Origin of the sequence: Mesorhizobium sp. IMUNJ 23232, assembly GCF_044326205.1 — a bacterium.
Taxonomy (GTDB): Bacteria; Pseudomonadota; Alphaproteobacteria; order Rhizobiales; family Rhizobiaceae; genus Kumtagia.
The window spans coordinates 1-22,757 of sequence record NZ_JBIRCY010000037.1 but is presented as its reverse complement, the minus strand read 5'-3'; the positions used below and the strand labels follow the sequence as shown (position 1 = coordinate 22,757).

Genomic DNA, 22,757 nt, shown 5'->3' with positions numbered 1-22,757 from the left:
ATGCCGCTTGGATGACCCCTATGTTGGGCAAAACCGGATTGACGGAAAGGCGCTGAACACAGAATGGATTGTTCACATTTTGAAGACGACAAGAGAAAATCGTTCAAGAACTGGAAGTCACTCGCAACTGATCGTATCCGCCCGGCTTGCGGCAAAAAGAAACCCGCGCCGTTTCCGGCGCGGGCTCCGATGTCGAAAGAAAGCGGAACTACTGCATCATGATGCGCTGTTCGTCGCGCTTCTCGGCCCATGTGCTCTTGTCATAGGCCGCGGCAGCGTCGAGCTGTTCCTTGGTGAAGGTCGTGTAGAGATACTTATTGCCGTCCTTGTCGGTCATGAAGGCCAGCTTGTCCATGCCGACCGCGACCTCCTTCTCGCCGACGCCGAGGAACCCGCCGACATCGATGATGACAGCGTCGACCTTGCCGTCCTGCGTCAGCACGACGTCACCGATCTCGCCGAGATTGGCGTCGTTGGCGCCGTAGACAGTGGTGCCCACCAGTTCTTCCGCACGGATGTCGCCGGCCGGCATCTCGGTGAGCGTTGACTTGTCGATGGCGCCGGTCTTGGTCTGGTCGGTGGCCGTCGTGTCGGCCGGAGCCTGCGCGGTTTCATCGGCGGGAGGCGTGGCCGTTGCATCGGCCGGAGCCTGGGCCGTTGTGTCGTCGGCAGGGGCTGCCGGCGCGGCGGCGGTAGTGTCGTCAGCCGGCGGCGTCGGAGCAGCGGCGGTATCTGCCGGCGTCGGTTCGGTCGTCGTTGCCGGGGCCGGAGCCATGGCCGTCGTATCGGTAGCCGCGGCCGGCGTCGGGTCATAAGGACGACGGTCGAATTCCGCCTGAGCCTGGAGCTGGTCCTTCGTGGCATTGACCACGATCCAGCGGTCGCCGTTCTTCTCGGCCCATTTGATGTCGCCATAGTTCATCGCGACATTCTTTTCGCCGAGGCCGAGGAAACCGCCGACGCCGATGACGACGGATTCGACTGCACCGTTCGAGCCGATGACGACGTCGTTGACGCTGCCGATGTTCTCGGCGTCGTCACCGGTGCCGTTGTAGACCGTCTCGCCGATCAGGTTGGTGGCGAGGAAGCCATCGGCCTTCACGACTGGCGCGGCGGGGGCTTCGGTTGCCGGAGCAGCCGGCGTGGTTGCCTCCTGGGCATAGACGGCGCCCGTCAGAAGGGTGACCAAAGCGGTGGTAGCCAAAAGTTTGCGGACCATGATAATCTCTCCTTGTGCGTGAATTCCATGCACTGACACGCTCGGCGGAACTGTCGCAGGTGAAGCCGGGCGTGCCGTCACATGGTCACAACGTCGTGACACTTTTTCGGTTCCCGATTTTCCCGAATCCGAAACGCTTCAGGCGGCCAAAAATGATTTGCCGCCAAGACCTTGCAGGATTGGAACTTTTCCCGCCTGCAGCCGTTTCGGAAAGCCGCGTTTCATTGCGCCGCCGAAGGGGAATCGAGGGATCATGCGCTTCATCGCCGTACTCAATCGCGACGGCGGCACCCTGCGCACAACCGACCTCGACGCGTTTTCCCAGCGTCTCGACTCCATCCTGACCAGCTCCGGCCACAGCGTCGAAATCAACATCGTCCACGGCAAGGATATCGTCACAGAGTTGAAGCGCGCGGCCAGGAAAAGGAACGGCGACGTAATCCTTGCAGGCGGAGGAGACGGCACCGTCTCGGCCGCGGCCGCGGCGCTGATGGATTCAGACAAGGCGCTTGCGGTGCTGCCGGCCGGAACCATGAACCTGTTCGCGCGCGGGCTGGGCATTCCGCAACAGCTCGATGCGGCCCTGCAGGCTTTTGCCGCCGGCGACATAAAGGCCGTCGATCTAGCCAGCGCCGATGGCCGGCCTTTTGTCCATCAATTCTCGATAGGCCTGCATGCCAAGATGGTGGTGCTGCGCGAGAAGATGGAATTCGCTTCGCGGCTGGGCAAGATCGGCGCCTCGGTGAAGGCGGCCTATAGGACCGTGATGAACCCGCCCTCTATGCGCGTCCAGCTCACCATCGGCGGCACGGAGATCGTCACGAAAACTTCGGGGATCGGCATCAGCAACAACCTGTTCGGGGAAGGTCACCTGCCCTACGCCGACGCGCCCGACGGCGGCGTGCTCGGCATCTACGTCACGGTTGCGCGGGAGCGCGGCGAGTTGATCCGCATGGCCGCCAACATGGCGCGTGGAAAGTGGCGCGACAACGATCAGGTGGAAATCCACGAGGCCGAGGAGGCCGAAGTCAAGCTGCTGTCGAAGAACCGGCGTTTCCGCTGCGTGATCGATGGCGAACTGTTCCCGCTGAAGGACACGACCTGCATCCGCATCCACAAGAAGGCTCTGAAAGTCCTTGTTCCGAGTGCTGAGAAAAATGCCAAGGCTGCCTGAACCGACGCGGTCAGCCGCCGCCCGAACTGGTGCCGTTGACCGGCGCGGTCACGCCGCCCGGATTGTCGGCGGCCGGCGCATCGATCCGCTCGCCCCAAATCTCCAGGCCGGCCCACACCATCACGACCAGCAGCAGCCCGACGATCAGGACGACAAGAACGGGGCGCCCCCAGCTGGCTTGCCGCGCCTTGTCGGTGGATATGGTCTTTTTCATGACAAATCTCCTGATGCCTTGCGGCCTTGGCAGGTTTCCTCTCGTCAATGTCCGGTGGGATGCAAGGTTCCCCTCCACTTGACGGCGTTGCAGTTGGGTAAGGTTTTCTTCGGTATGATGGGATTGTGAGCTTCGGGACGGTGCAGGACAGGGACGACCAGAATCCAGGTTTGCCGGACAATGTCTGGCAGGCTGTAAGCTCGCCCGCGCGGCGGGCGGTGCTGGAGAGGCTACCCTATGCCGACCTGCTGGACGACCCGGATTTCGGCAGGCTGACGACATTGGCCGCGGCAACCTTCGGCGCGCCGGTCGCCTTGCTCAGCCTCGTCGACAGCGAGCGGCAATTTTTCCCCTCCCGAACGGGTGTGGACGACCGCGAGACGCCTGTGGGCCTCTCCTTCTGCGCGCATGCCATAGCCTCCGGCAACGACGTCATGACCGTCACCGACGCAACGGCGGACCCGCGCTTTGCCGGGAATGCCCTGGTTACCGGACCGCATAATGTACGTTTTTATGCCGGCGCGCCGCTTGTCGTCGATGGCGAGCGTATCGGCACCTTGTGCGTGCTGGATCGCGTCCCGCGCGCCGAACCGGACGCGCAGCCGATCGAGCAGTTGAAGCTGCTCGCCGGCCTTGCCTCCAGCCTCTTCGCACTGAAGGAAGGCACACGCAGCGGCGCGATGGCGCAGATGGCGCTAGACCGCGAGGAGAAGCGGCGGGCGGTCGCGTTGGAAGCCGCATCGCTGTCGAGCTGGATCTGGGACGTGCGGACGGACCGCGTCGAATGCGACACCAGCCTGCTGGGCCTGTTCGGTCTGCCGGCCACCAACCCCTTGAAGGCCAGAAAGTTTTTCCGCGCAATCGACAAGCGCGACGTGCGGGCGGCTGACTTGAAGTTCCGCCGGGCTCTGGAGACCTCTGACGATTATTTTGGCGAATATCGGGTTCGGCATATCGAGCCAACGCGCTGGCTGGCAGCACGCGGCCGGGTGATCGAGCGAGGTCCGGATGGCAGGCCGCTACTGGTCTTCGGCGTGAACTATGACATCACCGAGCGCAAGACCGGCGAGGAACGCCAGCGCCTCCTGCTGCGCGAGCTCAATCACCGGGTGAAGAATACGTTGGCGACGGTCCAGGCGCTAGCCTCGCAGACGGTGCGCCACGCCAGCAACCCGCGCGAGTTCCTGGAAGCGTTCAGCTCGCGGCTGCAGGCACTCGGCGTCGCGCACGGTCTGCTTTCCGATCGCGAATGGCGCGGCATCGCCCTGCGTGACCTGCTGCGGCTGGAGATCACGCCGTTCGACGACGAGACCAGCCCGCGCGTGCGGCTAGACGGAGCCGATGCGTATCTCTCGCCCGATCAGGCGCTCGGCCTCGGCATGGTCACCCACGAACTCGCCAGCAACGCGGTGAAATACGGCGCGCTGTCCGTGCCCAAGGGCACCGTCGACCTTTCGTGGAAGATTGAGGGCCGCGATCCGTCGCGGCGCCTGAAGCTCGCCTGGCGCGAAGTGGGCGGGCCCTCCGTCAGCCGGCCCGACCGGGAGGGTTTCGGCATGATCCTGATCCGGCGCGGGCTCGACAAGATCATGTCGAGCGAGGTGCGGCACGAATTCGGCTCCCAAGGCGTCGTCGCAGAAATCTCCCTGCCGCTGGAATCGAACGCAGCCTGAGTTCCGAGGGTCACTCCTCGGAAGGCGGAGGCGGCTTGCTGTTCTCGCGATAGATTGCGTAGGCAATGGCCGCAATCGCCGGCGCCAGCAGTGCGGCCTTGCCGGCGCGGCCGCTCAGCAAGGCGGGAGCGACGGCGATACCGGCCGCGACGGCCGCCTTGGCGAAATCCCGGTTGCGCTGCCGCACCGCAGCCTTGGCGCGAACCCTCGACGTGATCTTGTGAACGATGACGATGACGATCGCCAGCAGCAGGAACGCCGCCCCGAGGCCGAGCGTCGCCTCGATCGCCCCATAGCGCCGCGCCGCCCAGATCGTGCCTGCCACCAGCAGGTAGACGACGCCGAAGAAGGCGAGCAGGCCGGCTAACAGATAAGCGATGGCTGCGCGTCTAACCCGGCGCAGCGCCGCCAAAGTCTCCCCGGTCGCCAGACCGGCAATCAGTGAAGCGAGCATCCCCTCTCTCGCGCGCCGGCTAGCGGCGCGACAGGAGCGCGAGGAAATAGCCGACGCCGGCAGCTATCGCCAGCGCCGTGATCGGCTTCTCGCGCACGGCCGTCGTCAGTTGTTCCTCGATGTCGTGGGCGTTGGTTTTCAGGCCCTCGATGGCCGCCTCGCCCTGCGCCTTCAACTGCTCGACGCCCTCGGCGGCGGCGCGCCGCGCCGTTCCGTAGGAATGCTGCCCGGTCTTGGCCAACTGCTCGGTCAGCTTCGCGATGTCCTCCCGCAACTGGCGGATATCCGCTTCGAGATCTGGGGGAACGGGCGTCTCCATGTCGGACTTCGCGGTCTTTCCTGTCGCGGCTGCCATTGCGTCACTCCTTTGCTTGAACGGAGCCAAACGTTCCCAGGGAAACGTGGTTCCGGCTGGCCGGAACGAAAGCTACGAAATTGTGTTCTGGATGGCGAGAGGAACAGGCCCGAATGTCAGACCGGAATGCCGCCACTGCGCGGTCCGCGAAAAAAGCACCGATCGTTCGCCTGCCGCCGAAATCCAATGCCGAGCTTCTTCTGGCGCGCGGTTCCCAGGCGGCGGTCATTCTGATGGGCGTCGTGGTTCTTGTCTTCGCGCTGGCCACCGCCGAATACATCCTGATGCCGATCTCGCTCGGCATCGTGATCGGCCTGATGCTTGGCCCTATCGCCTCGCGCTTGGAATCGCGAGGCATGCCGCCAGGTATTTCGGCGACCATCGTCGTGCTCATCTTCCTCATCGGCCTGTGCCTTTTCGCCGTCGCGGTCGCCGCGCCGCTGTCGTTCTGGGTGGAGCGGCTCCCGCAGATCTGGGCGAACCTCAAGGTGCAACTCGCCGAGCTGAAGGGACCGCTGGAGTCGCTGCGGGGAATACGCGACCAGTTGCGCGAGATCACCGGCAGCGAGGGAATAGCGGTCTCGGTGGATCAGGGCGTCGGCGTGGAAAGCATGGCGACGCTGGCTCCCGCCGTGCTCGGACAGGTGCTAATCTTCTTCGCCAGCCTGTATTTTTTCGTGGCGACGCGCCATCAGACGCGCATCGCCATCCTCAGGCTCTGTTTCAACCGCCGCCTGCGCTGGCGCGTCGCCCACGTCTTCCGCGATGTCGAGGGCCTCGTCTCCGAATATCTGATCTCGATCTCGATCATCAACATCCTGGAAGGCATCGCCGTCGGCATCGGCCTGTGGATCGTCGGAGTGCCGTCCGCGGCGATGTGGGGCGCACTCGCCATTCTTACCAATTTCATCGTCTTCATCGGTCCGGCGGTCATGGTTGTCGTGCTGTTCGTCATCGGCTTGGCCGAGTTCGACACGCTGGGCGGCAGCCTCCTGCCGGTCACCATCTATCTGACCATCAACATGATCGAGGCGCAGTTCGTGACGCCCATGGTGATCGGCAAGCGCATGACGCTGAACCCGTTCGTCGTCCTGCTCTCGCTGGTCTTCTGGATCTGGCTGTGGGGACCGCTCGGCGGTTTCATCGCGGTCCCGGCGCTGCTTGTCGTCTTCGCGCTCGCCCGCAACATCATCCCGGGCACCGCCTGGTGGGATGGCGACTTCCGCTGAAACCGACGGCGCCGAATTCAGACCAGCGGGCGTGATGTGTCGTTCAAGCCTTCCCAGCGCGCCAGCTTCTTCAAGCCTTCCATGTCCCTGATCTCGCAGCCGCCATCGCGCCACGCCAGCAGCTTGCGGTCGGACAGCTTGCGGATCGTCTTGTTGGTATGAACCAGCGAAAGGCCGAGCGTGTCGGCGAGATGCTGCTGCGTCAGGGGAATCTGCTGCGGCTGCATCCCGTTGAGGCCGACGGTATGGGCCCGGCTGCCGATGAAGGCGACCAGATAGGCCGCCCGCTCGATCGCGCTTCTCCGGCCGAGGCTTAAAAGATTCTCGTCCAGTATCTGCTCCTCGCGCGACGCGATCCAGGTGATGTCGAAAGCGAGACCGGGATGATTGCGGTAGAGTTCCGTGAGTTGGTCCCGTTCGAACACGCACAGCAGCATTGGCGACAGCGCTTCGACCGAATGCTGCATCTCCCCCAGCAGGCTGCCCTGCAGCCCGAGGAGATCGCCGGGCATCATGTAGTTCAGGATCTGCCGGCGGCCGTCGGAGAGCAGCTTGTAGCGGAATGCCCAGCCGGACAGCACGGTATAGAGATGGGCGCTGTGGTGGCCTTCCATGAGCACCGTCGCGCCCTTGTCGACGGCCAGTTCGCCGCGCTTGAAGCGGCTGACGAAGGCCAGTTCCTCCTTGGTGAAATCGCGGAATGTCTTCATCGGCCGCAACGGGCATTTTTCGCACGGAATGTTCGTGCCGGCCGCCGCCTTCAGGTCCTTCGCCTGCAATTGAGCCCCCATTTACACTCCTCGCAAAGCCTTGCGCCTCATGTGGTATGCCCAAAGCTCGCCGATGTCTTTTTTAAATGACATACCTCTTAATTACCGCCATGAATCGCCGCCTTCACAGGAGATGACGATTGGCCGGCTTGCTTGATGGACTGCGTATACTGGTGCTCGAAGACGAATTCCTGATCGCCATGGATGTCGAGCAGATCTGCCGTGACGAAGGCGCCGCCGATGTCGTGATCGCCCGCAGCATAGCCGACGCAGAGGCGGCAACATCCTCCTTGGATTTCGATGCGGCCATCCTCGATCTGCTGCTGGGCAGCGTCTCGACACTGCCCTTCGCGGCGACGCTTCGGGAACGCGGCACACCTTTCGTCTTTGCCTCCGGCTATACCGATCTCAAGGAGATCTCGGCATCGTTTCCCGGTATCAAAATCGTCGGCAAGCCCTACTCCGGCGACGACATTCTCTCGGCCCTCGCCCAGGCCCGCCTGCAAACGCAGGTCTAGGACAAGCGCCTCGCGCAGGTCCGTCAGGCGGCGTTCGAACCCATGACCTGCGAGGAGATCGCGTCCGGGCCGAAGTCGGCCTCGCCCGAAATCTTCAAGATATCCTGGAGCCTCGTCCTGGCGCGGCTGACCCGGCTCTTGATCGTGCCGACCGCGCAATTGCAGATTTCAGCCGCCTCCTCATAGGAAAAGCCGGACGCACCGATCAGGATGATCGCCTCGCGCTGGTCCTCGGGCAACTGCTCCAGCGCGTGGCGGAAATCGGCAAGATCGAGCTTGCCGTGCTGGCTGGGATGCACCGCGAGGCGCTCGGTCATGATGCCTTCGGAATCCTGCACCTCGCGTCCGCGCTTGCGCATCTGCGAGTAGAACTCGTTGCGCAGGATCGTGAAAAGCCACGCCTTGAGATTGGTGCCCATCTGGAAGCTGGCGTGCTTGTCCCACGCCTTGACCAGCGTCTCCTGCACCAGATCGTCCGCCTTGTCGGAATTCTGCGTCAGCGATACCGCGAAAGCCCTGAGGCTCGGTATGGTGGCCAGAAGATCCTTCTTGAACTCAGGCGTCACAGCCATCGGCTCAGTCCTCCTTCCGCGCCATTTCGGACGCCTCGAGCTGACTGAGCAGTTGCGCGAAACGGTCCGGCACGTCGTCGGACACCAGTTCGTCATAATATTGTTTGAGCTTGCGGCCGATCTCGGAACTCACGCCGAGAGGATCGGTAGCGTTCTTCGCTCGCGTCGCCGATCCGGCGGAAGCGAAATTGTCTTTTGTCGATATCACAATGTTGCCTGTTCTCATTTTGTTCGGATCAGCCACGGCCCGGACCGCGCGTAATCCCGCCCACATCCGGTCCCAAACGCGATATGATCGACTAGGTTCCCGGCGAAGGAACTTTTTCAGCCCGGACCCGTTGTAGGCGCGGATTGACCATGCCAATTCGTCAAGCACACCCAAGAGGGAATCCCATATGAGTTTGTCAGCAAGCATAGCGCCGCACCTGCCCTATCTGCGTCGTTTCTCCCGCGCCGTTTCCGGTTCGCAGCAGAGTGGCGACGCGCTCGTGGCCGCCATGCTCGAGGCGATCGTCGCCGATGTCGATCTTTTCCCGCAAGCCTCCAACGCCCGCATCGCGCTCTACAAGACCTACGCGAAGCTGTTCACCTCCATCGCCATCCGCGTGCCCGAGGATCATGCCCGGACGGGATGGGAACGCCAGGCCGCCGCCAACCTCGCGGCGCTCTCGCCTCGCCCGCGCCAGGCCTTCCTCTTGGTTTCGGTCGAAGGTTTCAGCGACGAGGAAGCGGCCGAGATTCTCGACGTGGATACGCAGGAATTCAACAAGCTGCTTTCCCAAGCGAGCGCCGAGATCTCGCGCCAGGTGGCGACCGACATCATGATCATCGAGGACGAGCCGCTGATCGCCATGGACATCGAGCAGATGGTGGAGAGCCTGGGCCACCGCGTCGTCGGAACGGCGCGCACCCACGCCGAAGCAACCGCGCTGTTCGGCAAGACCCATCCGAGGATGATCCTCGCCGATATCCAGCTTGCCGATGGTTCGTCAGGCATAGACGCCGTCAACGAGATCCTGACCTCGACCTCGCTGCCGGTGATCTTCATCACCGCTTTCCCGGAACGGCTGCTCACCGGCGAACGGCCGGAGCCCGCCTTCTTGGTGACCAAGCCGTTCAACCCAGAAATGGTCAAGGCCTTGATCAGTCAGGCGCTTTTCTTCGATCGTCAGGCCAAGGCGGCGGCCTGAGGCATTCCGGGCCCGCATGACGGCCGCCACAAGGCGGCCGTTTCTTTTTGGAAACCACCCTTGGGAACCATCCCGCCAGGCTCGCGTTTTCATTCAGCAATTCAGGAGATAGAGCCATGCTGTACTGGGCACTTGTATTTCTTGTCGTCGCAATCATCGCGGGTGCACTTGGTTTTGGCGGCATAGCGGGAACCTCGGCGGGAATCGCGCAGATTCTGTTCTTCATCTTCCTGGCGTTCCTCGTCATATCGCTGATCGCCGGCCTCGTGCGGCGCGCGTAACCGGGCCGCGGCGGAACCCCGAAAGCTGGAAGCCGCACCCCTCAAACGGTTTCCAGCCGCCGCCGGATCACGCTCGCCAAAAGCGGTGGGGTCCGGCGGAACTTTTTGTAAAAGCTGAAGTGGCTTTGTGGAAATGAGAGGGCTCACAGCCGGCTACTGAGTTGAAGTTCGGAACGGGCAATGAGACTGCATTCCATGCCATCAAAGCCCGATCAAGGGAGCAGCCTTCTCAAGGCGCTCGCCAATACGGGCATCTTCATTACTTACTGCGATCTCGATCTTCGCGTGGCATGGGCAGAGAATATCCCTTCCGCCTGGTCGACCCGTCCGGTGGAAGGGCGTCATCTCAGAGAATTTCTCCCGGCCAACGTCGCCGCGGTTCTTACGCGAGCGAAGCAGGACGCGATTTCCACCGGCGTGTCGCGAAAGCTGGAGATCAGCATTCCGGCGGAAGGCGGCGCCGCCTGGTTTTCCCTGTGGATCGATTTGGACCGATCCCCCGAGGGTCCGGTGCAAGGCATCATGACGACGGCCGTCGACATCACCGACCAGAAACGGCGCGAACAGACACTGCGCGCCTTGCTCCGCGAGGTTGCGCATCGCTCGAAGAACCTGCTGGCGATCATTCAGAGCATCGCCACCCAAACCGGCCGCCATTCCGAAAGCGTGGACAACTTCCTGTCACGGTTTCGCGGACGGCTGCAATCGCTGGCGTCGACGCAGGATCTCGTGACCTCCTCCGACTGGCGGGGCGCCGCCCTGCACGAACTGATCCTCGGCCAGGTCGGCCGATACACCGCCGACGCCGTGCAAAGCATCAGGCTCGACGGCGACAACCCCTATCTCAATCCAAACGCCGCCCTGCATATCGGCCTGGCGCTGCATGAACTAGCCGTCAATTCCGTGAGTTACGGCGCCCTGTCGCGGCCCGATGGCTATGTCACCATCACCGCCCGCATCCTCGACAGCCCTTCCGACCCTGCGCTGTCCCTGGCCTGGATGGAGACGATCAGCGTGGCAAGTGCGGCAGTCGGCCAGAAACGCTTCGGCAGCGTCGCCCTGGAGCGGGTCGTTCCGGCTGCTCTCAACGGGTCAGCGACGCTGGAACTCAGCGATACGAGGCTGACATACTCCCTGCTGGTGCCGCAGGGCAATTTCGAAACCGAATAGTCGGCCCGCGAAAAACAGCCGACGCCCAAGCAGCTATAGAGCTTCCATCACCGGCGAGGTGATGTCTTTGGCGGCTGTAACGTCTTCGTTATTCGGGAACCGCGCCGCCGCCCACTTCGTTACTGACGAAAGGAAATTCGTCATGGAACACATAGCGGCTCTCCTGTTGATAATCGGCTGTTCGGGCGATCTCAAGCAGTGCGATGAGATGCCCTCCCCGGTCACGGTCTATGAGACTTACGAAGAGTGCCAGTCGGAATTGGCGCCATCGCTTTCTTCATTCCGCGGCCAGCGTGAAAAACTGTTCGGGCAGTGCGTTTATGTCGATCCGGCCATGGAAGAAGAGGACGCGGAACTCGTCTGGGATATCGGCCGCGACGGCCAGCTTCACGCCTCGATCGAGGCCACCAATGCCCAGATAGCCGCCACCGTCGACCGGTCAACGAAGACTTCCGGTATTCGGCCGTAAGATTGTGGCATCTGCCGCAACTTGATGTGCCATCTGCGTCAATTTCAGCGAGCGCAATGGACTAAGCCATGCTATTCGTGCCTTCCGCATGGAGGGAAGAATGCGCGCACTGGCGATGACGAAGATCACCCTGGTCCTGGCTGCGGGCGGCGTGCTCGCGAGTTGCACCACCCCCGCTCCGCCAGCGGTCGACCCTGCGGCTGCTATTGCAGCCAGCAAGGTGGAGACCGCCGGTGCCACCAAGGTAGGGCCCGCCTCACGCCCAGGCTTCTGCACCTACAAGACAGCCGCGGGCGGCCTCTACGAAGCGAAGTGCTAGGAAAGGGCGTCCTCCTCGGCTTGTGACCCGGCGCGGCCCTTGGCCCCGCCGAGACCCAGCGAGTTCCGCTCGAACTCCCGGTCGAGCGGAACATCGATGTCGATTGACAAACCCGTATCGGTGAACGCCCGCGTAATATTTCCGTTCAGCTCGCGCGTGATGTTCATCTCGATGAGTTTCGTACCGAAGCCGGAACGGCGCGTCGTTTCCTGATGCTTCGACCCCTGCTCCTGCCAGCGCAACCTGAGCCGTCTTTCGGATGCCGCCCGTTCCACTGTCCAGGTTACATTCAGCGCCGACATCGAACTGGCGACGGCGCCATATTTGAGCGCGTTGGTGGCAAGTTCGTGGAACGTCAGCCCCAGCGCCTGGGTCGTCTGCTCGTTGAGGAGCACCTTCGGTCCGTTCAGCGCATCCTCCGGCATCGTCTTGCCGAACACCTGCTCCAACTCCATCCGCAGCAGGTCGCCGAGTTCAACCTTCTGCCAGCGCGACCGCGTCAGCATATCCTGCGAGGCCGCCATGGATTGCAGCCGCGCGGCAAACGATGCGGAAAACTCCTTCAAGTCGGCGGAGTTCGCCGCCGTCTGCCGCGCCATGGCAAGTACCCGGGTTATCGAATTCTTGATCCGGTGCTTCATCTCCTGGAGCATCAGGTCCTTTTCGGCGAGGCTCCGCTCGGTCGCGTCGTGCAGCCGCGATTTCGCTTCGTAGGTGCGTTCCTGGTAGCGGGCGAGCGCAGCCATGGCGGCGGCCAGCATCAGTCCGGCGAGCCCCAGCAGGATCGGCAGCGCCCGCGACGACGGCCGCTGGAAACCGCTGGTCGGGCGGAACTGCAGCGTCCACTCCCTGCCCGCCACGATCAGCTTGCGCGTCACCAGGAAATCGTCCGAAAACCGCGTATCGGGCGGCGCCTCGGAGCGGAACAGCAGCGTGTCGGGCGATGGCGGCCCGTCATGCACCTCGACATTGACGGGCAGGATCGGCGGCTTGACCAATGCGGAGTAAAAAAGCTCGGCCGTGCGGAAAACAACATAGACCAAACCGACGGACGGGTTCTCGGCGCCGTCGGGATCGGCGGCCTTGGCCCGCAAGGCCGAATAGACGAGGATGCCCGGCGCCTGCTGGTTGCTGCCGGTGTTCTGCCCCAGCACCACCCGGCTCGTCGACTTCGCTCCCTCGCTTGCCAGCGCCGCCTGGATCGCAGTGCGGCGTGCAGGTTCCGAATACATGTCGAAACCGATCGCCGCCTGCGAATTCTCGTCAAGCGGCTCGAACAAGGTGACGGGCGCGCGCCATGCCTCCTCGGACGCCGGAAATATTTTGCGGCCGGAGCCGAAATCGGCGGACAGTCTCTGCTCCACCGCTGCTTCCGCGCCGTTTCTAACCAAGCTCAGGAACCCGACCCCACGCAGGCCCGGAAAATTCTCGTTGGCGTGCAGCGATACAAAATAGCTGCTGAACTCTGCCTTGGTGACGTTGCCGAATCGCGCCTCGAAGAAGGCCTGCGTCGAGACGAGAAGCGACAGGTCGAGATCGAGCCGGCTCTCCAGCCGCCCCAGGGCGTCATCGGCGGCGGCCTCGAACTTGAAGCGTGCAGCCTCCTCGCCGGTGCGATACGCAAAGCCGGCAGTGACTAGGCTGGCGACGGCCACGGCCGCAAACGCCAGATACGGAAGCAGCTTCTTCAACGCCGGCATTGCCCTCTCGGAGGTACCGACTTTATGGGGTCAGGGCCGCGAGATTGCAATGCACACACGGGAAGGGCTGGCCCAGCCTCCGGTGCAACCATTGTACCTGGATGGCGCCAGCGCTGAAGGCGAACGCTGCCGGTCATGCCGCGGCGGTGGCGACCCTTAGCGCGCCCGGACCAGGAATGGCGCCGGCAGGGCATTTGCCGAGGATGATCATGCCCAGCACCTCGTCCTGGGTGACGTCCTGGGTGCGCGCCGAGCCGACGACCTGGCCGTTCTTCATCACGCAGACACGGTCCGCCAGGTCGAAGACGTCGTGGATGTCGTGGCTGATCAGGAAAATGCCGATGCCCTCGGCCTTCAACTGCTTCACCAGTTCGCCGACCTGCGCCGTCTCCTGGGGCCCAAGCGCCGCCGTCGGCTCGTCCATGATCAGGATGCGTGCGTTGAACAGGATGGCACGGGCAATCGCCACCGACTGCCGCTGGCCGCCGGAGAGTTTCACCACCGGCTCCTTGAAACGCTGGAAGCGCGGATTGAGCCGCCCCATCACCTTGCGGGCCTCCGCTTCCATCGCGGCATCGTCCAGCGTGCCCCAGCCGGTCATCAACTCGCGGCCGAGAAAAAGGTTGGCGGCGGCGTCGACATTGTCAGCCAGCGCCAGCGTCTGGTAGATCGTCTCGATCCCGTATTTCTTGGCGTCGCGCGGGTTGGAGATCGACGCCTCCTCGCCATTGACGAAGATCTGCCCGTGGTCGCGCTTGTAGGCGCCGGACAGGATCTTGATCAGCGTCGATTTGCCCGCGCCATTGTGGCCGAGCAGGGCCACGACCTCGCCGGGATAGAGGTTGACCGACGCGTCGTCGACGGCGCGGATGCCGCCGAAGGCGATCGAGATGTTGCGCATGTCGATAAGAGGTGTGCGGGTATCTGCCATCGTTTCCTCCCTCAGACGCGCTTGCGGTAGACGGTGTCGAGCCAGACGGCGACGACCAGCACGGCGCCGACGACGATGCTCTGCAGCGGCGAGTCGACGCCGAGCAGCACCATGCCGGACTGCAGCGACTGCATCAGCAGTGCGCCGAGCATGGCGCCGATGACCGTGCCGGAACCGCCGGCGAGCGAGGTTCCGCCGATCACGGCGGCGGCGATGACCAGCAATTCGTCGAGCGTTCCGAGCGAGTTGGTCGACGAGTTGAGGCGCGCCGACGAGACCGCCGCGCTGATCGCCGCCAGCACGCCCATGATCATGAACACCTTCATGGTCACCCAGCGCGTCTTGATGCCGGCGAGGTTCGCGGCCTCCGGGTTGCCGCCGATGGCGAAAACGTAACGGCCGAAGCGGGTGCGGTTGGTGACGAAGGTCATGACGATGCCGACAGCGATCGCGATCAGCACCGGAATGGCGATGCCATGGGCGATGAACAGCCCGCCCTCCGGCACGGTGATGCCGTTCTCCTCCGCGTAGCGTTTCACGATACCAGCCGGCCAGGGATAAGAATTGGCGATCCATACAGCGCCGAGGATGATGCCGCAGGTGACGACCCCCCTCAGCACCTCGGCCCACACAGGCCTCAGCGGAAAGCGGAACCGCTTGCGCTGCCGGCGCGCATGCAGGAGCATCAGCACGACGGCGCCGCAGGCCACGATGGCGAGCACCCAACTCCAGCGCGCGCCGATCGAGCCCTGCGGGCCGCCGCCCATCAACTGGAAGGTGGCGTCGAGCGGCGCGATCGTCTGGCCGCTGGTCACCCACCACGCCGCGCCGCGCCAGACCAGCAGGCCACCCAGCGTCACGATGAAGGCGGGAACATCCATATAGGCGATGATGAAACCCTGGAACGCGCCGATCAAAAGGCCGATCGCCAGCCCGATGGCCAGCGCCAGCACCCAGATCCAGGGATTGCCGAGCTCCAGCCCGACGACGCGGACGAGGAAATGCACCTGGACAAATCCCATGATCATGCCGACCACGCCTTCCACCGATCCCACCGACAGGTCGATGTTGCGCATGACGATGACCAGCACCATTCCTGTCGCCATGATCGCCACTGACGATGTCTGGACGGAGAGATTCCAGAGGTTGCGGGCGGCGAGGAAGGTGCGGCTGTCGAATTCGAACGGGTTGACGCCGATCCGCACGCTCGAGATGAGCTGAAGCCCGATCCAGATGATCAGCAGCGCGCCGACCATGCCGAGCATACGCGTGTCGATCTCGGTTGCCTTGAGGAAGCGTCCGATCCCCGAGAGTTCGGACGCGCGAGCACGATCAGGCGCCGCGCCGTGTGTGGCATCGGTCATGATGATCTCCTCCCTTCCGGTCTGCCATCTGTCGCAGCTTGCCGGCGTTTTTCTACCTTAGAGCAATGTCCGATCAGATTGAACCGTTCTGCCGGCGATGGTTTGGGCCAACGACGAGGGCTTCATCGCAGGTCGGGCTTCAATCTGATCGGACATTGCTCTGGAAAAGCGCCGCGGTTTTCGCAAACCGCGGCGCCATGGGTTCGTTTGCCTAAGCCGCTCAGTTGCAGGCAGCGACCGACCCGGCCGCGACGCCGGCGCAGGCGGCATCCTTGGAGATCCAGCCGGCGTCGATGACGACGTTCAGATTGTCCTTGGTGATGGCAACCGGGGTCAGGAACACCGACTTTACGGTGTTGCCACCCGGCGTGGTGAAGTCAACCGCGCCGGCAATGTCGGCATTCTTCTTGCCGTCGGCGAGTTGCGAGGCGATCTCGGCGGCGGCCTTGCCGAGTTCGCGCGCGTCCTTCCACACCGACACAGTCTGCGTGCCGAGGGCGATGCGGTTGAGCGCCGCCTGGTCACCGTCCTGGCCGGACACCGGCACCGAGCCGGCAAGGCCCTGCGCCGTGAGAGCTGCGATGGCGCCGCCGGCGGTACCGTCATTGGAAGCCACGACAGCGTCGACCTTGTTGTCGTTGGCGGTCAGGAACTGCTCCATGTTCTTCTGGGCATTGGCCGGCAGCCAGCCGTCGGTATAGGCCTCGCCGACATTCTTGATCTTGCCGGCGTCGACCGCTTCCTTCAGCACTTCCATCTGGCCGGAGAACAGGAAGTCGGCGTTCGGATCGGCGCCCGAGCCCTTGATGAAGACATAGTTGCCCTCGGGCTTGACGGCGAACACGCCCTTGGCCTGCAGGCGGCCGACTTCCTTGTTGTCGAAGGTGAGGTAAAAGACGTCCTTGTTCTCGATCAGGCGGTCGTAACCCACCACCGGAATGCCCTCATCAACCGCCTTCTGCACAGCCGGGCCGATCGCCGAGGCGTCCTGCGCCAGAATGATGAGCGCGTTGGCGCCCTGGCTGATCAGGCTTTCGACGTCGGTAAGCTGCTTGCCGGGGTTCGACTGCGCGTCGGCGGAGATATATTTGTCGCCGGCGGCCTCGATGGCGGCCTTCATTGCGGCCTCGTCGGTCTTCCAGCGCTCTTCCTGGAAATTCGACCAGGAGACGCCGATGACCTTGTCCTTGGCGCTGGCGACGGTCGCGAGCGAAAAGGACAGCGCGACACCCGCCAGCATGGCGGCTGCGAATTTCTTCATGATTTCCTCCCTAGCGCCCGTACGGCGCACTCAACTTGGCGAGGCCCTTTTTTTCGAGCCCCGAAAAAATATGTCCCAGCAGCGCTTTTCTGTCAATGCGGATTCCTATCGCGATCACCATTTTTTCGAGCTCCGAAATAATGGTGACATGCCCGGCGGCTTCTGCCACTATCTCCTGAAGCCGGCCGCTTACATGAGCCGGCGCAGGGAGGAAGGCTTACAAATGTCCGTCGGCATCCGTCACGACGACTTGCGCAAACGCAATCGCGCCATGGTCATTTCGGCGGTGCGCCGCGCCGGCCAGGCGTCGCGTACCGAGATTGCCGCGACAACCGGGCTCAGCCATTCCACCATCTCGGCGATCTCGTCGGACCTGATCGTCGAGGGCATCCTCGCCGAGACCAAGGGCGGCGAGGCAAATGCGCTGAAGCGGGGCCGCCCGCAGGTAGCGATCGGCCTTCATCCGGAAGCAGCGACGGTGGTCGCCATCGTCCTGCTGTTCAACTTCCTGTCCGTGTCGGTGGTCGACTTCGCCGGCCACACCATCGCCGAGGAACAGAAGAAGCTCTCGACCTTCCATCTGTCCGAGGACGAACTGGTCGGCGAGTGTATTGCCATGGTCAAACGCCAGCTTGGCAAGCGCGCCGTCTCCGGCCGGCCCATCAGCCGGATCGTGCTCGCCATCCAAGGCACCACCGACGCCGACAATCACACCTTGCTGTGGTCGCCGATCACCAAACACGAAGGAATTGATTTCGGCGGACGCCTGGAGCGCACTTTGGGTGTTCCTGTGACCGTCGAGAACGACTGCAACATGATCGCCGTAGCCCTGCGCTGGCGCGACCCCGAGCGCTACCGCAGCGACTTCATCGCCATCCTTCTGTCGCACGGCATCGGCATGGGGCTGGTGCTGAAGGGCGAACTCTTCACCGGCACGCAGTCATCCGGCGGCGAGTTCGGCCACATGGTGCACAGGCCCGACGGCGCGCTCTGCCGCTGCGGACGGCGCGGCTGCGTCGAAGCCTATGCGGGAAACTACGCGATCTGGCGCAGCGCCAGCGGCGCCAGCGAGGACGAGGCGCCGATATCCGACATCGGCGCCGACGACATGGCGAAGCTGGCGGCTGCCGCCCGCGACCATGACGGGCCCGAGCGCGAGGCCTATCGCCGGGCCGGCGAAGCGCTGGGCTACGGCCTCGGCAGCCTGTTCGCGCTGATCGACCCGGCGCCAGTGGCGATGGTCGGCATAGGCGCGGGCGCCTTCGACTTGATCGAGCCGGCGCTGCGATCGGCCATCGGCATGACCGCCGGCGGCCAACACTCGAAGGCTATCTCGTTTGCCGCCTACAGCGACGAAGTCCCGCTGATCGCGCTGGGCTGCGCCATGCGCGCGCTCACCTTCATTGACGAGGAAGTGCTGGCGGCGGGTGGCCCGGCCATGACACGCGGCAAGGACGTGGCGTAGATACCTTAATGGCTCTACGCCGATCCAGCGCAGCCTTGGCCACGCTCAGCGATAGTTGATCGGAAGGCGGACCGTTCTTTGGGCCTTCGACAGATCGGGAGGCGGGGCGGGAACCGGCGACGAGCGCCTCACAAGGTTGACAGCCTCGGCATCCAGCTTCGGATTGCCCGACGATCCGGTCACGGATACGGAAAGGATATCGCCGCTGGGGCCAACAGCAAATGCCACGTTGACTTTGCCCCGTCCGCCTCCGTTTCGCTGGCGCCGGGAAATATGTGCGCGAACTTTTGACCCCCACTGGGCAGGCGAAACTTTCGAGCCGCTGCCACCGCTCGCACCCGCCGAGGCTGCCGCCGTCGGTGCATTTTGGGCGGATTTTTTCGCGGCCGTGCTCGCCTTCGGCGAGGGCTGTTTCTTCGGCGGCGCCTTTGTCGCCTCCTTGGTCTTTTCGACAGGTTTGGCTTTTTCAGCCGGCTTTGCCTTCGTTGCCGGCTTCGGCTCCTCGACCGGCTCGTGCCTGGCCGGAGCCGGCTCGGCCTCTGCTTCCACCGGGCGCGGCTCCGGCACCGCAACCGCAACCTCGGGCAAGGGAGCCTCCAAGATATCCGGAATGACTTCCTCGGCCTCGGCGGTCGTCGGGTCAGCCGTCGGCTCGACCATTTCCGGCACGACCTCGGATGTTTCCTCCACCGATTCCGCAACGGCCTCCGCCACCGCCGCTTGCTCGCTCTGGTTCGGATCGACCGGCCGCGCAGTTTCCGGCGCGGTTTCCTTGACCACCGTCTCCTGCAGCGGATCGACCTCGTCGAATTCCTCGACCTGATCGACCCGCGAATCGGCGACCGGTACGGTTTCCGCCACCTCGACCGGTTCGTCGGCCGCCTGCGCATCGAAACTGTCGACCGTGTCCGGCGTATCGGACGGCACCGCTTCCGGCTGGACCGTCGCCGGCGCAAGATCGATCATGATCGCGGCGGGAGCCGCCTCGGCGGGCGGCGGCTCCACGCTGCCCCATCGGTAGGCCTGCCAGCCGGTTCCGACATGCGCCACGAGCGCCACGAGAGCCGCCGCCGACCACAGCAGGATCTCGCGGCGATCGAAGCGGCGCAAGACAAGGCCGGGCTCGGCCTGCACGCTCATTCGGCACGCCCGGCGGGCACAGATGTGGCCGCGCCGGCGTCCGCGGGAAAAGTCTCCAAGCCGACCAGTGCAATCTTCAGATAGCCTGCCCCACGCAGGATGTTCATCACGTCCATCAGCTCGCCATAGTCGACGGCGCGGTCGGCACGCAGAAAGACGCGCTGCTGCTTGTCGCCCGCCGTGGCGCTGTCGAGCGCGGCGGCAACCGCTTCCCGGCCAACCGTGTCGTTGCCGATGGAAAGAGAAAGGTCATCCTTCAGCGTGACGTAGAGCGGCTTGTCGGGACGCGGCGAAACGGTCGCGGTCGACGCCGGCAGGTCGACATTGACGTCCACCGTCGCCAGGGGTGCGGCCACCATGAAAATGATCAGCAGCACCAACATTACATCGATGAACGGCGTAACGTTGATCTCGTGGTTCTCCTCGAGCTCGTCGCCGTCAAAGGATTCGCGGACGCCGCCGGCCATGGCGCCTACTCCGCCGCCTCGCGGGAAACATCCGCCGTCCGCGCCACATGCAGCGGCTGGCGCTTGCGTGACATTGTGCGGAAATCGAGGTCGCGGCTGACCAGCCGCTCGACGGCGGCCGCCGCGTCGGCCAGCGCCTGCCGATAGCCGACGATCGAGCGGGCGAAGACGTTGTAGATGACCACCGCTGGAATGGCCGCGACGAGGCCGATCGCCGTCGCCAGCAGGGCTTCCGCGATGCCCGGCGCGACGACGGCAAGATTGGTCGTCTGCGCCTCGGAAATGCCGATGAAGGAGTTCATGATGCCCCAGACGGTACCGAAGAGGCCAACGAAGGGAGCCGTAGAGCCGATCGTCGCCAGCACGCCGGTGCCTTTGCCGAGCCGCCGCCCAGCCTGCGCCTGAATACGGCCGAGCCGCGATGCGACACGCTCCTTCAGCCCGTCGGCTGACGCATGGTCGAGCGCTTCGGCGGAAAGCCCGACCTCGTCCGCCGCGGCCCTGACCAGTTCCGCGCCCGGCCCGGCGCGCCGGCCGACCTGGCCGACTGCTTCATCGAGGCCCCGCGCCGAACCCAATATGCGCAGCACGCCGCGCAGCCGGGTCCTTGCACCGGTGATTTCCAGCGTCTTGGCCAGCCACACGGTCCAGGTGACCAGCGAGGCGAAGGCAAGCCCGATCATCACGCCCTTGACCACCCAGTCGGCGGCCATGAACATTCCCCACGGCGACAGATTGTGCGGAAGGGTCGAGCGGTCGGCGCCATCCGTTGGCGGCGCAAGCTGGTCGAGCGCAATTCCGCCTGCGGCACCGGGCGCCGCATCCTGCGCCGGCACTCCAGGCGCCCGCGCGTCGGGTGATGGAGATTGAGGAGAGGTCGCCGGCCCGGCAGCGGGTGCCGCCTGTGCCGGAGCGGTCTCGGTCACGGCAGGCGAAACACCCTGCCCGGATTCCTGCGCCGCGGCCGGACCGCCGGCGAGAGAAAGAACCAGAAAGACCGACGCAAGGTGCCAGAAGCGCACGCCATTCCGGCTTCCAGAGGAAAAACTCTTCACGAATCCCAAACTCGACTCCCGCTCTCGTCTTCCGGCATTCCGCGCGGCAAGCGGGACATCGAGGCCATCCCATCATGCGCCGACCATAGGCCGAGCCGGAGAACATCCTGCGCCGCGGCTTCGGCACGAAGCCCGCGAAACGACCGACGGCGCGCATCGATCGCGAATGGGGATTAACATTCTTGACTATTTCATTCAACAATAATTTGGCGAAGACATCGCCGTAGGCTCGACCGGCCGGTTCATGCCCAGCGACCCAAGCCAGCCGAGGCTTACAGTTTCGTCCGCCACGTTTCCGGTATCCGGCAGATCGCACGTCGGACTGCAACTGCGATCATGTCAGACGCCTCGGGCTTGAAAGGAGGCTCGAACTAGTCTCTGCTGTGGACATCGCTCGGGGGGCTGGACTCTCTATTCAGGAATGCCGGGAGGAGACATGGATCTGTTCGATCTGTCTGGCGAGGTGGCAGTCGTGACCGGTGCCGGTAGCGGTATCGGCCAGGCAATCGCGATTGGACTGGCGGAAGCCGGCGCAGATGTAGCCTGCTTCGGCCATGCTTCGAAAGGCGGGCTTGAGGAGACGGCGGCAAGGATCACCGCACTCGGTCGCAAGGCACTCGTGCTGACCGGATCGGTCACCTCGGAAGAAAATCTTACGGCCGCGATAGCCCGCATCGAGGGCGAACTCGGCCCGCTCTCCGTCGCCGTCAACAATGCCGGCATTGGCGGTTCCGATCCGGCCGACACGATGCCAATCGAGAAATGGGACCGGATCTACGACGTCAACGTCAAGGGCGTCTTCCTGTCGTGCCAGGCGCAGGCGCGCGTCATGTTCGCCCGCAACAAAGGCTCGATCATCAACATCGCCTCGATTTCCGGCTCGATCGTCAACCGCGGCCTCACCCAGGCACACTATAATTCGTCGAAGGCCGCGGTCATTCACCTATCCAAGAGCCTCGCCATGGAATGGGTAGGCCACGGCTTACGGGTCAATATCATCAGCCCCGGCTATACGCTGACACCGATGAACCAGGGCGAACGCAACAAGGTTTTCGCCGAAAGCACGCCGATGGGCCGCTTGGCGGAATCGGAAGAGATGGTCGGCCCGGCCGTCTTCTTGGCCAGCCGTGCGTCGTCCTACGTCACCGGCCTCGACCTCCTCGTCGATGGCGGCTTCGTCTGCTGGTGAACGCAGGAAGCCCGCGGGAGGCGGGCCATCAGCAGGTTCATTCCTGGAAAGGTTTTGGTTGCGGGGGCAAGATTTGAACTTGCGACCTTCAGGTTATGAGCCTGACGAGCTACCGGGCTGCTCCACCCCGCGCCACCAAAGGCAGGCTTGTGCCTGCGCGATACTGTCCTGCAAACAGAAAAGGCCGCTTTCGCGGCCCTGGCCGCCATGTGGCGGACTGTTCGTTAGGAGAAGATTTTTCATGCGTTTCGCAGACCTGGCAGCGACCTACTCTCCCGCGTCTTGAGACGAAGTACCATCAGCGCTGGAGCGTTTCACGGCCGAGTTCGGAATGGGATCGGGTGCAGCCGCTCCGCCATAACCACCAGGTCGGCGAAAAGCATGTTGTTTCGAGAAGCTGTTGTCTTTCGTGCCGCCATCGTTGCGCAATCAAGATTGTCGCAATCGCGATGGGCATTGAGAATGAGAACGATCAAGCCGATCGAGCTATTAGTACCGGTAAGCTTCACACATTGCTGCGCTTCCACACCCGGCCTATCAACGTGGTCGTCTTCCACGGCTCTAAGGGAATACTCGTT

Annotated in this window: 26 protein-coding genes, 1 tRNA gene and 2 rRNA genes; 11 read left to right on the top strand and 18 right to left on the bottom strand. The window is 63.7% G+C overall.

The features are described from left to right. Nucleotides 1-208: 208 nt before the first annotated feature. A complete protein-coding gene (locus ACH196_RS23935) occupies nt 209-1,219 on the bottom strand; it encodes a PRC-barrel domain-containing protein (protein ID WP_396649449.1) in 1,011 nt (336 codons plus the stop codon). A 253-nt stretch (nt 1,220-1,472) separates the two neighbouring features. Between ACH196_RS23935 and ACH196_RS23930 the strand changes: the two genes are divergently transcribed. Then, nucleotides 1,473-2,393, top strand: a complete 921-nt coding sequence (locus ACH196_RS23930; protein ID WP_396649448.1) for a diacylglycerol/lipid kinase family protein — start codon at nt 1,473-1,475, stop codon at nt 2,391-2,393. 10 nt (nt 2,394-2,403) lie between these two features. Here ACH196_RS23930 and ACH196_RS23925 read toward each other — a convergent pair whose 3' ends face one another. Then, the gene (locus ACH196_RS23925) at nt 2,404-2,607 is read right to left on the bottom strand and encodes a hypothetical protein (RefSeq protein ID WP_396649447.1); all 204 of its coding nucleotides are present in this window, start codon (nt 2,605-2,607) and stop codon (nt 2,404-2,406) included. A gap of 125 nt (nt 2,608-2,732) precedes the next feature. On the opposite strand from ACH196_RS23925, the gene ACH196_RS23920 reads away from it, so the two are divergent. Continuing rightward, nucleotides 2,733-4,280: a sensor histidine kinase gene (locus ACH196_RS23920; protein ID WP_396649446.1), complete on the top strand. Its 1,548-nt coding sequence runs from the start codon at nt 2,733-2,735 to the stop codon at nt 4,278-4,280. Nucleotides 4,281-4,290: 10 nt separating this feature from the next. Here ACH196_RS23920 and ACH196_RS23915 read toward each other — a convergent pair whose 3' ends face one another. Continuing rightward, nucleotides 4,291-4,734: a hypothetical protein gene (locus tag ACH196_RS23915; RefSeq protein WP_396649445.1), complete on the bottom strand. Its 444-nt coding sequence runs from the start codon at nt 4,732-4,734 to the stop codon at nt 4,291-4,293. Between the two features lie 19 nt (nt 4,735-4,753). Further along, nucleotides 4,754-5,089 carry a YqjD family protein gene (locus ACH196_RS23910; RefSeq protein ID WP_396649444.1) on the bottom strand — a complete coding sequence of 112 codons (336 nt, stop codon included), beginning with the start codon at nt 5,087-5,089 and terminating at the stop codon, nt 4,754-4,756. A gap of 113 nt (nt 5,090-5,202) precedes the next feature. Here ACH196_RS23910 and ACH196_RS23905 point away from each other — a divergent pair, with 113 nt between their 5' ends. Then, nucleotides 5,203-6,318, top strand: coding sequence for an AI-2E family transporter (locus tag ACH196_RS23905; protein ID WP_396649443.1), 1,116 nt, complete (start codon nt 5,203-5,205; stop codon nt 6,316-6,318). Nucleotides 6,319-6,335: 17 nt separating this feature from the next. Here ACH196_RS23905 and ACH196_RS23900 read toward each other — a convergent pair whose 3' ends face one another. Continuing rightward, nucleotides 6,336-7,109: a Crp/Fnr family transcriptional regulator gene (locus ACH196_RS23900; RefSeq protein ID WP_396649442.1), complete on the bottom strand. Its 774-nt coding sequence runs from the start codon at nt 7,107-7,109 to the stop codon at nt 6,336-6,338. 119 nt (nt 7,110-7,228) lie between these two features. On the opposite strand from ACH196_RS23900, the gene ACH196_RS23895 reads away from it, so the two are divergent. After that, nucleotides 7,229-7,606 (top strand): response regulator, encoded by a 378-nt coding sequence (locus ACH196_RS23895; protein ID WP_396649441.1) that lies wholly within the window; start codon nt 7,229-7,231, stop codon nt 7,604-7,606. Between the two features lie 23 nt (nt 7,607-7,629). Here ACH196_RS23895 and ACH196_RS23890 read toward each other — a convergent pair whose 3' ends face one another. Continuing rightward, entirely contained in the window at nt 7,630-8,178 is a 549-nt protein-coding gene (locus ACH196_RS23890; protein ID WP_396649440.1) for an RNA polymerase sigma factor, read from the bottom strand. A gap of 4 nt (nt 8,179-8,182) precedes the next feature. Continuing rightward, the gene (locus ACH196_RS23885) at nt 8,183-8,404 is read right to left on the bottom strand and encodes a NepR family anti-sigma factor (RefSeq protein WP_396649501.1); all 222 of its coding nucleotides are present in this window, start codon (nt 8,402-8,404) and stop codon (nt 8,183-8,185) included. 169 nt (nt 8,405-8,573) lie between these two features. On the opposite strand from ACH196_RS23885, the gene ACH196_RS23880 reads away from it, so the two are divergent. The 5 genes from ACH196_RS23880 to ACH196_RS23860 all read left to right on the top strand — a co-directional run bounded on the left by ACH196_RS23880 (nt 8,574) and on the right by ACH196_RS23860 (nt 11,607). Then, the gene (locus tag ACH196_RS23880) at nt 8,574-9,368 is read left to right on the top strand and encodes a response regulator (RefSeq protein ID WP_396649439.1); all 795 of its coding nucleotides are present in this window, start codon (nt 8,574-8,576) and stop codon (nt 9,366-9,368) included. Nucleotides 9,369-9,484: 116 nt separating this feature from the next. Beyond that, entirely contained in the window at nt 9,485-9,649 is a 165-nt protein-coding gene (locus tag ACH196_RS23875) for a DUF1328 domain-containing protein (RefSeq protein WP_349007609.1), read from the top strand. A gap of 180 nt (nt 9,650-9,829) precedes the next feature. Further along, complete coding sequence (locus ACH196_RS23870; RefSeq protein WP_396649438.1) at nt 9,830-10,819, top strand: sensor histidine kinase; 990 nt, start codon at nt 9,830-9,832, stop codon at nt 10,817-10,819. 67 nt (nt 10,820-10,886) lie between these two features. Next, complete coding sequence (locus ACH196_RS23865) at nt 10,887-11,288, top strand: hypothetical protein (protein WP_396649437.1); 402 nt, start codon at nt 10,887-10,889, stop codon at nt 11,286-11,288. A gap of 100 nt (nt 11,289-11,388) precedes the next feature. Further along, a complete protein-coding gene (locus ACH196_RS23860) occupies nt 11,389-11,607 on the top strand; it encodes a hypothetical protein (RefSeq protein ID WP_396649436.1) in 219 nt (72 codons plus the stop codon). On the opposite strand, the gene ACH196_RS23855 is transcribed toward ACH196_RS23860, so the two are convergent. The 5 genes from ACH196_RS23855 to ACH196_RS23835 form a co-directional block, all read right to left on the bottom strand. Further along, entirely contained in the window at nt 11,604-13,307 is a 1,704-nt protein-coding gene (locus ACH196_RS23855) for a CHASE domain-containing protein (RefSeq protein ID WP_396649435.1), read from the bottom strand. The genes ACH196_RS23860 and ACH196_RS23855 overlap by 4 nt on opposite strands. Nucleotides 13,308-13,440: 133 nt before the next feature. After that, nucleotides 13,441-14,238 carry an ATP-binding cassette domain-containing protein gene (locus ACH196_RS23850; RefSeq protein WP_396649434.1) on the bottom strand — a complete coding sequence of 266 codons (798 nt, stop codon included), beginning with the start codon at nt 14,236-14,238 and terminating at the stop codon, nt 13,441-13,443. An 11-nt stretch (nt 14,239-14,249) separates the two neighbouring features. After that, nucleotides 14,250-15,602, bottom strand: coding sequence for a sugar ABC transporter permease (locus ACH196_RS23845; RefSeq protein ID WP_396649433.1), 1,353 nt, complete (start codon nt 15,600-15,602; stop codon nt 14,250-14,252). Nucleotides 15,603-15,822: 220 nt separating this feature from the next. Continuing rightward, complete coding sequence (gene xylF, locus ACH196_RS23840) at nt 15,823-16,863, bottom strand: D-xylose ABC transporter substrate-binding protein (protein WP_396649432.1); 1,041 nt, start codon at nt 16,861-16,863, stop codon at nt 15,823-15,825. Between the two features lie 10 nt (nt 16,864-16,873). Beyond that, a complete protein-coding gene (locus tag ACH196_RS23835; RefSeq protein WP_396649431.1) occupies nt 16,874-17,032 on the bottom strand; it encodes a hypothetical protein in 159 nt (52 codons plus the stop codon). Between the two features lie 54 nt (nt 17,033-17,086). On the opposite strand from ACH196_RS23835, the gene ACH196_RS23830 reads away from it, so the two are divergent. Then, a complete protein-coding gene (locus ACH196_RS23830; RefSeq protein ID WP_396649430.1) occupies nt 17,087-18,328 on the top strand; it encodes an ROK family protein in 1,242 nt (413 codons plus the stop codon). A 45-nt stretch (nt 18,329-18,373) separates the two neighbouring features. Here the strand turns inward: ACH196_RS23830 and ACH196_RS23825 are convergent, their stop codons facing one another. Genes ACH196_RS23825 through exbB form a run of 3 tightly spaced genes read right to left on the bottom strand, consistent with a single transcriptional unit; the run spans nt 18,374 to nt 20,957 of the window. Then, entirely contained in the window at nt 18,374-19,468 is a 1,095-nt protein-coding gene (locus ACH196_RS23825; RefSeq protein WP_396649429.1) for a TonB family protein, read from the bottom strand. Further along, nucleotides 19,465-19,935 (bottom strand): TonB system transport protein ExbD, encoded by a 471-nt coding sequence (exbD, locus tag ACH196_RS23820; protein WP_396649428.1) that lies wholly within the window; start codon nt 19,933-19,935, stop codon nt 19,465-19,467. Before exbD ends, ACH196_RS23825 begins: the two co-directional genes overlap by 4 nt. A 5-nt stretch (nt 19,936-19,940) precedes the next feature. After that, complete coding sequence (gene exbB / locus ACH196_RS23815) at nt 19,941-20,957, bottom strand: tonB-system energizer ExbB (protein ID WP_396649427.1); 1,017 nt, start codon at nt 20,955-20,957, stop codon at nt 19,941-19,943. A gap of 469 nt (nt 20,958-21,426) precedes the next feature. Between exbB and ACH196_RS23810 the strand changes: the two genes are divergently transcribed. Further along, nucleotides 21,427-22,179, top strand: coding sequence for an SDR family oxidoreductase (locus ACH196_RS23810; RefSeq protein WP_396649426.1), 753 nt, complete (start codon nt 21,427-21,429; stop codon nt 22,177-22,179). Nucleotides 22,180-22,234: 55 nt separating this feature from the next. Here the strand turns inward: ACH196_RS23810 and ACH196_RS23805 are convergent. From ACH196_RS23805 to ACH196_RS23795, 3 genes are all read right to left on the bottom strand, one after another. Next, nucleotides 22,235-22,311, bottom strand: a tRNA-Met gene (locus ACH196_RS23805). Nucleotides 22,312-22,433: 122 nt separating this feature from the next. Next, a 5S ribosomal RNA gene (rrf, locus tag ACH196_RS23800) occupies nt 22,434-22,548 on the bottom strand. 99 nt (nt 22,549-22,647) lie between these two features. Continuing rightward, a 23S ribosomal RNA gene (locus ACH196_RS23795) occupies nt 22,648-22,757 on the bottom strand; the annotation flags it as partial.

Coding starts and splice junctions, on each gene's coding strand:
- ACH196_RS23915 (WP_396649445.1), bottom strand. CDS start 4,734: ATGCTCGCTTCACTGATTGCCGGTCTGGCGACCGGGGAGACTTTGGCG.
- ACH196_RS23870 (WP_396649438.1), top strand. CDS start 9,830: ATGAGACTGCATTCCATGCCATCAAAGCCCGATCAAGGGAGCAGCCTT.
- ACH196_RS23885 (WP_396649501.1), bottom strand. CDS start 8,404: ATGAGAACAGGCAACATTGTGATATCGACAAAAGACAATTTCGCTTCC.
- ACH196_RS23850 (WP_396649434.1), bottom strand. CDS start 14,238: ATGGCAGATACCCGCACACCTCTTATCGACATGCGCAACATCTCGATC.
- ACH196_RS23925 (WP_396649447.1), bottom strand. CDS start 2,607: ATGAAAAAGACCATATCCACCGACAAGGCGCGGCAAGCCAGCTGGGGG.
- xylF (WP_396649432.1), bottom strand. CDS start 16,863: ATGAAGAAATTCGCAGCCGCCATGCTGGCGGGTGTCGCGCTGTCCTTT.
- exbD (WP_396649428.1), bottom strand. CDS start 19,935: ATGGCCGGCGGCGTCCGCGAATCCTTTGACGGCGACGAGCTCGAGGAG.
- ACH196_RS23810 (WP_396649426.1), top strand. CDS start 21,427: ATGGATCTGTTCGATCTGTCTGGCGAGGTGGCAGTCGTGACCGGTGCC.
- ACH196_RS23880 (WP_396649439.1), top strand. CDS start 8,574: ATGAGTTTGTCAGCAAGCATAGCGCCGCACCTGCCCTATCTGCGTCGT.
- ACH196_RS23825 (WP_396649429.1), bottom strand. CDS start 19,468: ATGAGCGTGCAGGCCGAGCCCGGCCTTGTCTTGCGCCGCTTCGATCGC.
- ACH196_RS23860 (WP_396649436.1), top strand. CDS start 11,389: ATGCGCGCACTGGCGATGACGAAGATCACCCTGGTCCTGGCTGCGGGC.
- ACH196_RS23930 (WP_396649448.1), top strand. CDS start 1,473: ATGCGCTTCATCGCCGTACTCAATCGCGACGGCGGCACCCTGCGCACA.
- ACH196_RS23900 (WP_396649442.1), bottom strand. CDS start 7,109: ATGGGGGCTCAATTGCAGGCGAAGGACCTGAAGGCGGCGGCCGGCACG.
- ACH196_RS23910 (WP_396649444.1), bottom strand. CDS start 5,089: ATGGCAGCCGCGACAGGAAAGACCGCGAAGTCCGACATGGAGACGCCC.
- ACH196_RS23890 (WP_396649440.1), bottom strand. CDS start 8,178: ATGGCTGTGACGCCTGAGTTCAAGAAGGATCTTCTGGCCACCATACCG.
- ACH196_RS23855 (WP_396649435.1), bottom strand. CDS start 13,307: ATGCCGGCGTTGAAGAAGCTGCTTCCGTATCTGGCGTTTGCGGCCGTG.
- ACH196_RS23845 (WP_396649433.1), bottom strand. CDS start 15,602: ATGACCGATGCCACACACGGCGCGGCGCCTGATCGTGCTCGCGCGTCC.
- ACH196_RS23830 (WP_396649430.1), top strand. CDS start 17,087: ATGTCCGTCGGCATCCGTCACGACGACTTGCGCAAACGCAATCGCGCC.
- ACH196_RS23875 (WP_349007609.1), top strand. CDS start 9,485: ATGCTGTACTGGGCACTTGTATTTCTTGTCGTCGCAATCATCGCGGGT.
- ACH196_RS23935 (WP_396649449.1), bottom strand. CDS start 1,219: ATGGTCCGCAAACTTTTGGCTACCACCGCTTTGGTCACCCTTCTGACG.
- ACH196_RS23905 (WP_396649443.1), top strand. CDS start 5,203: ATGTCAGACCGGAATGCCGCCACTGCGCGGTCCGCGAAAAAAGCACCG.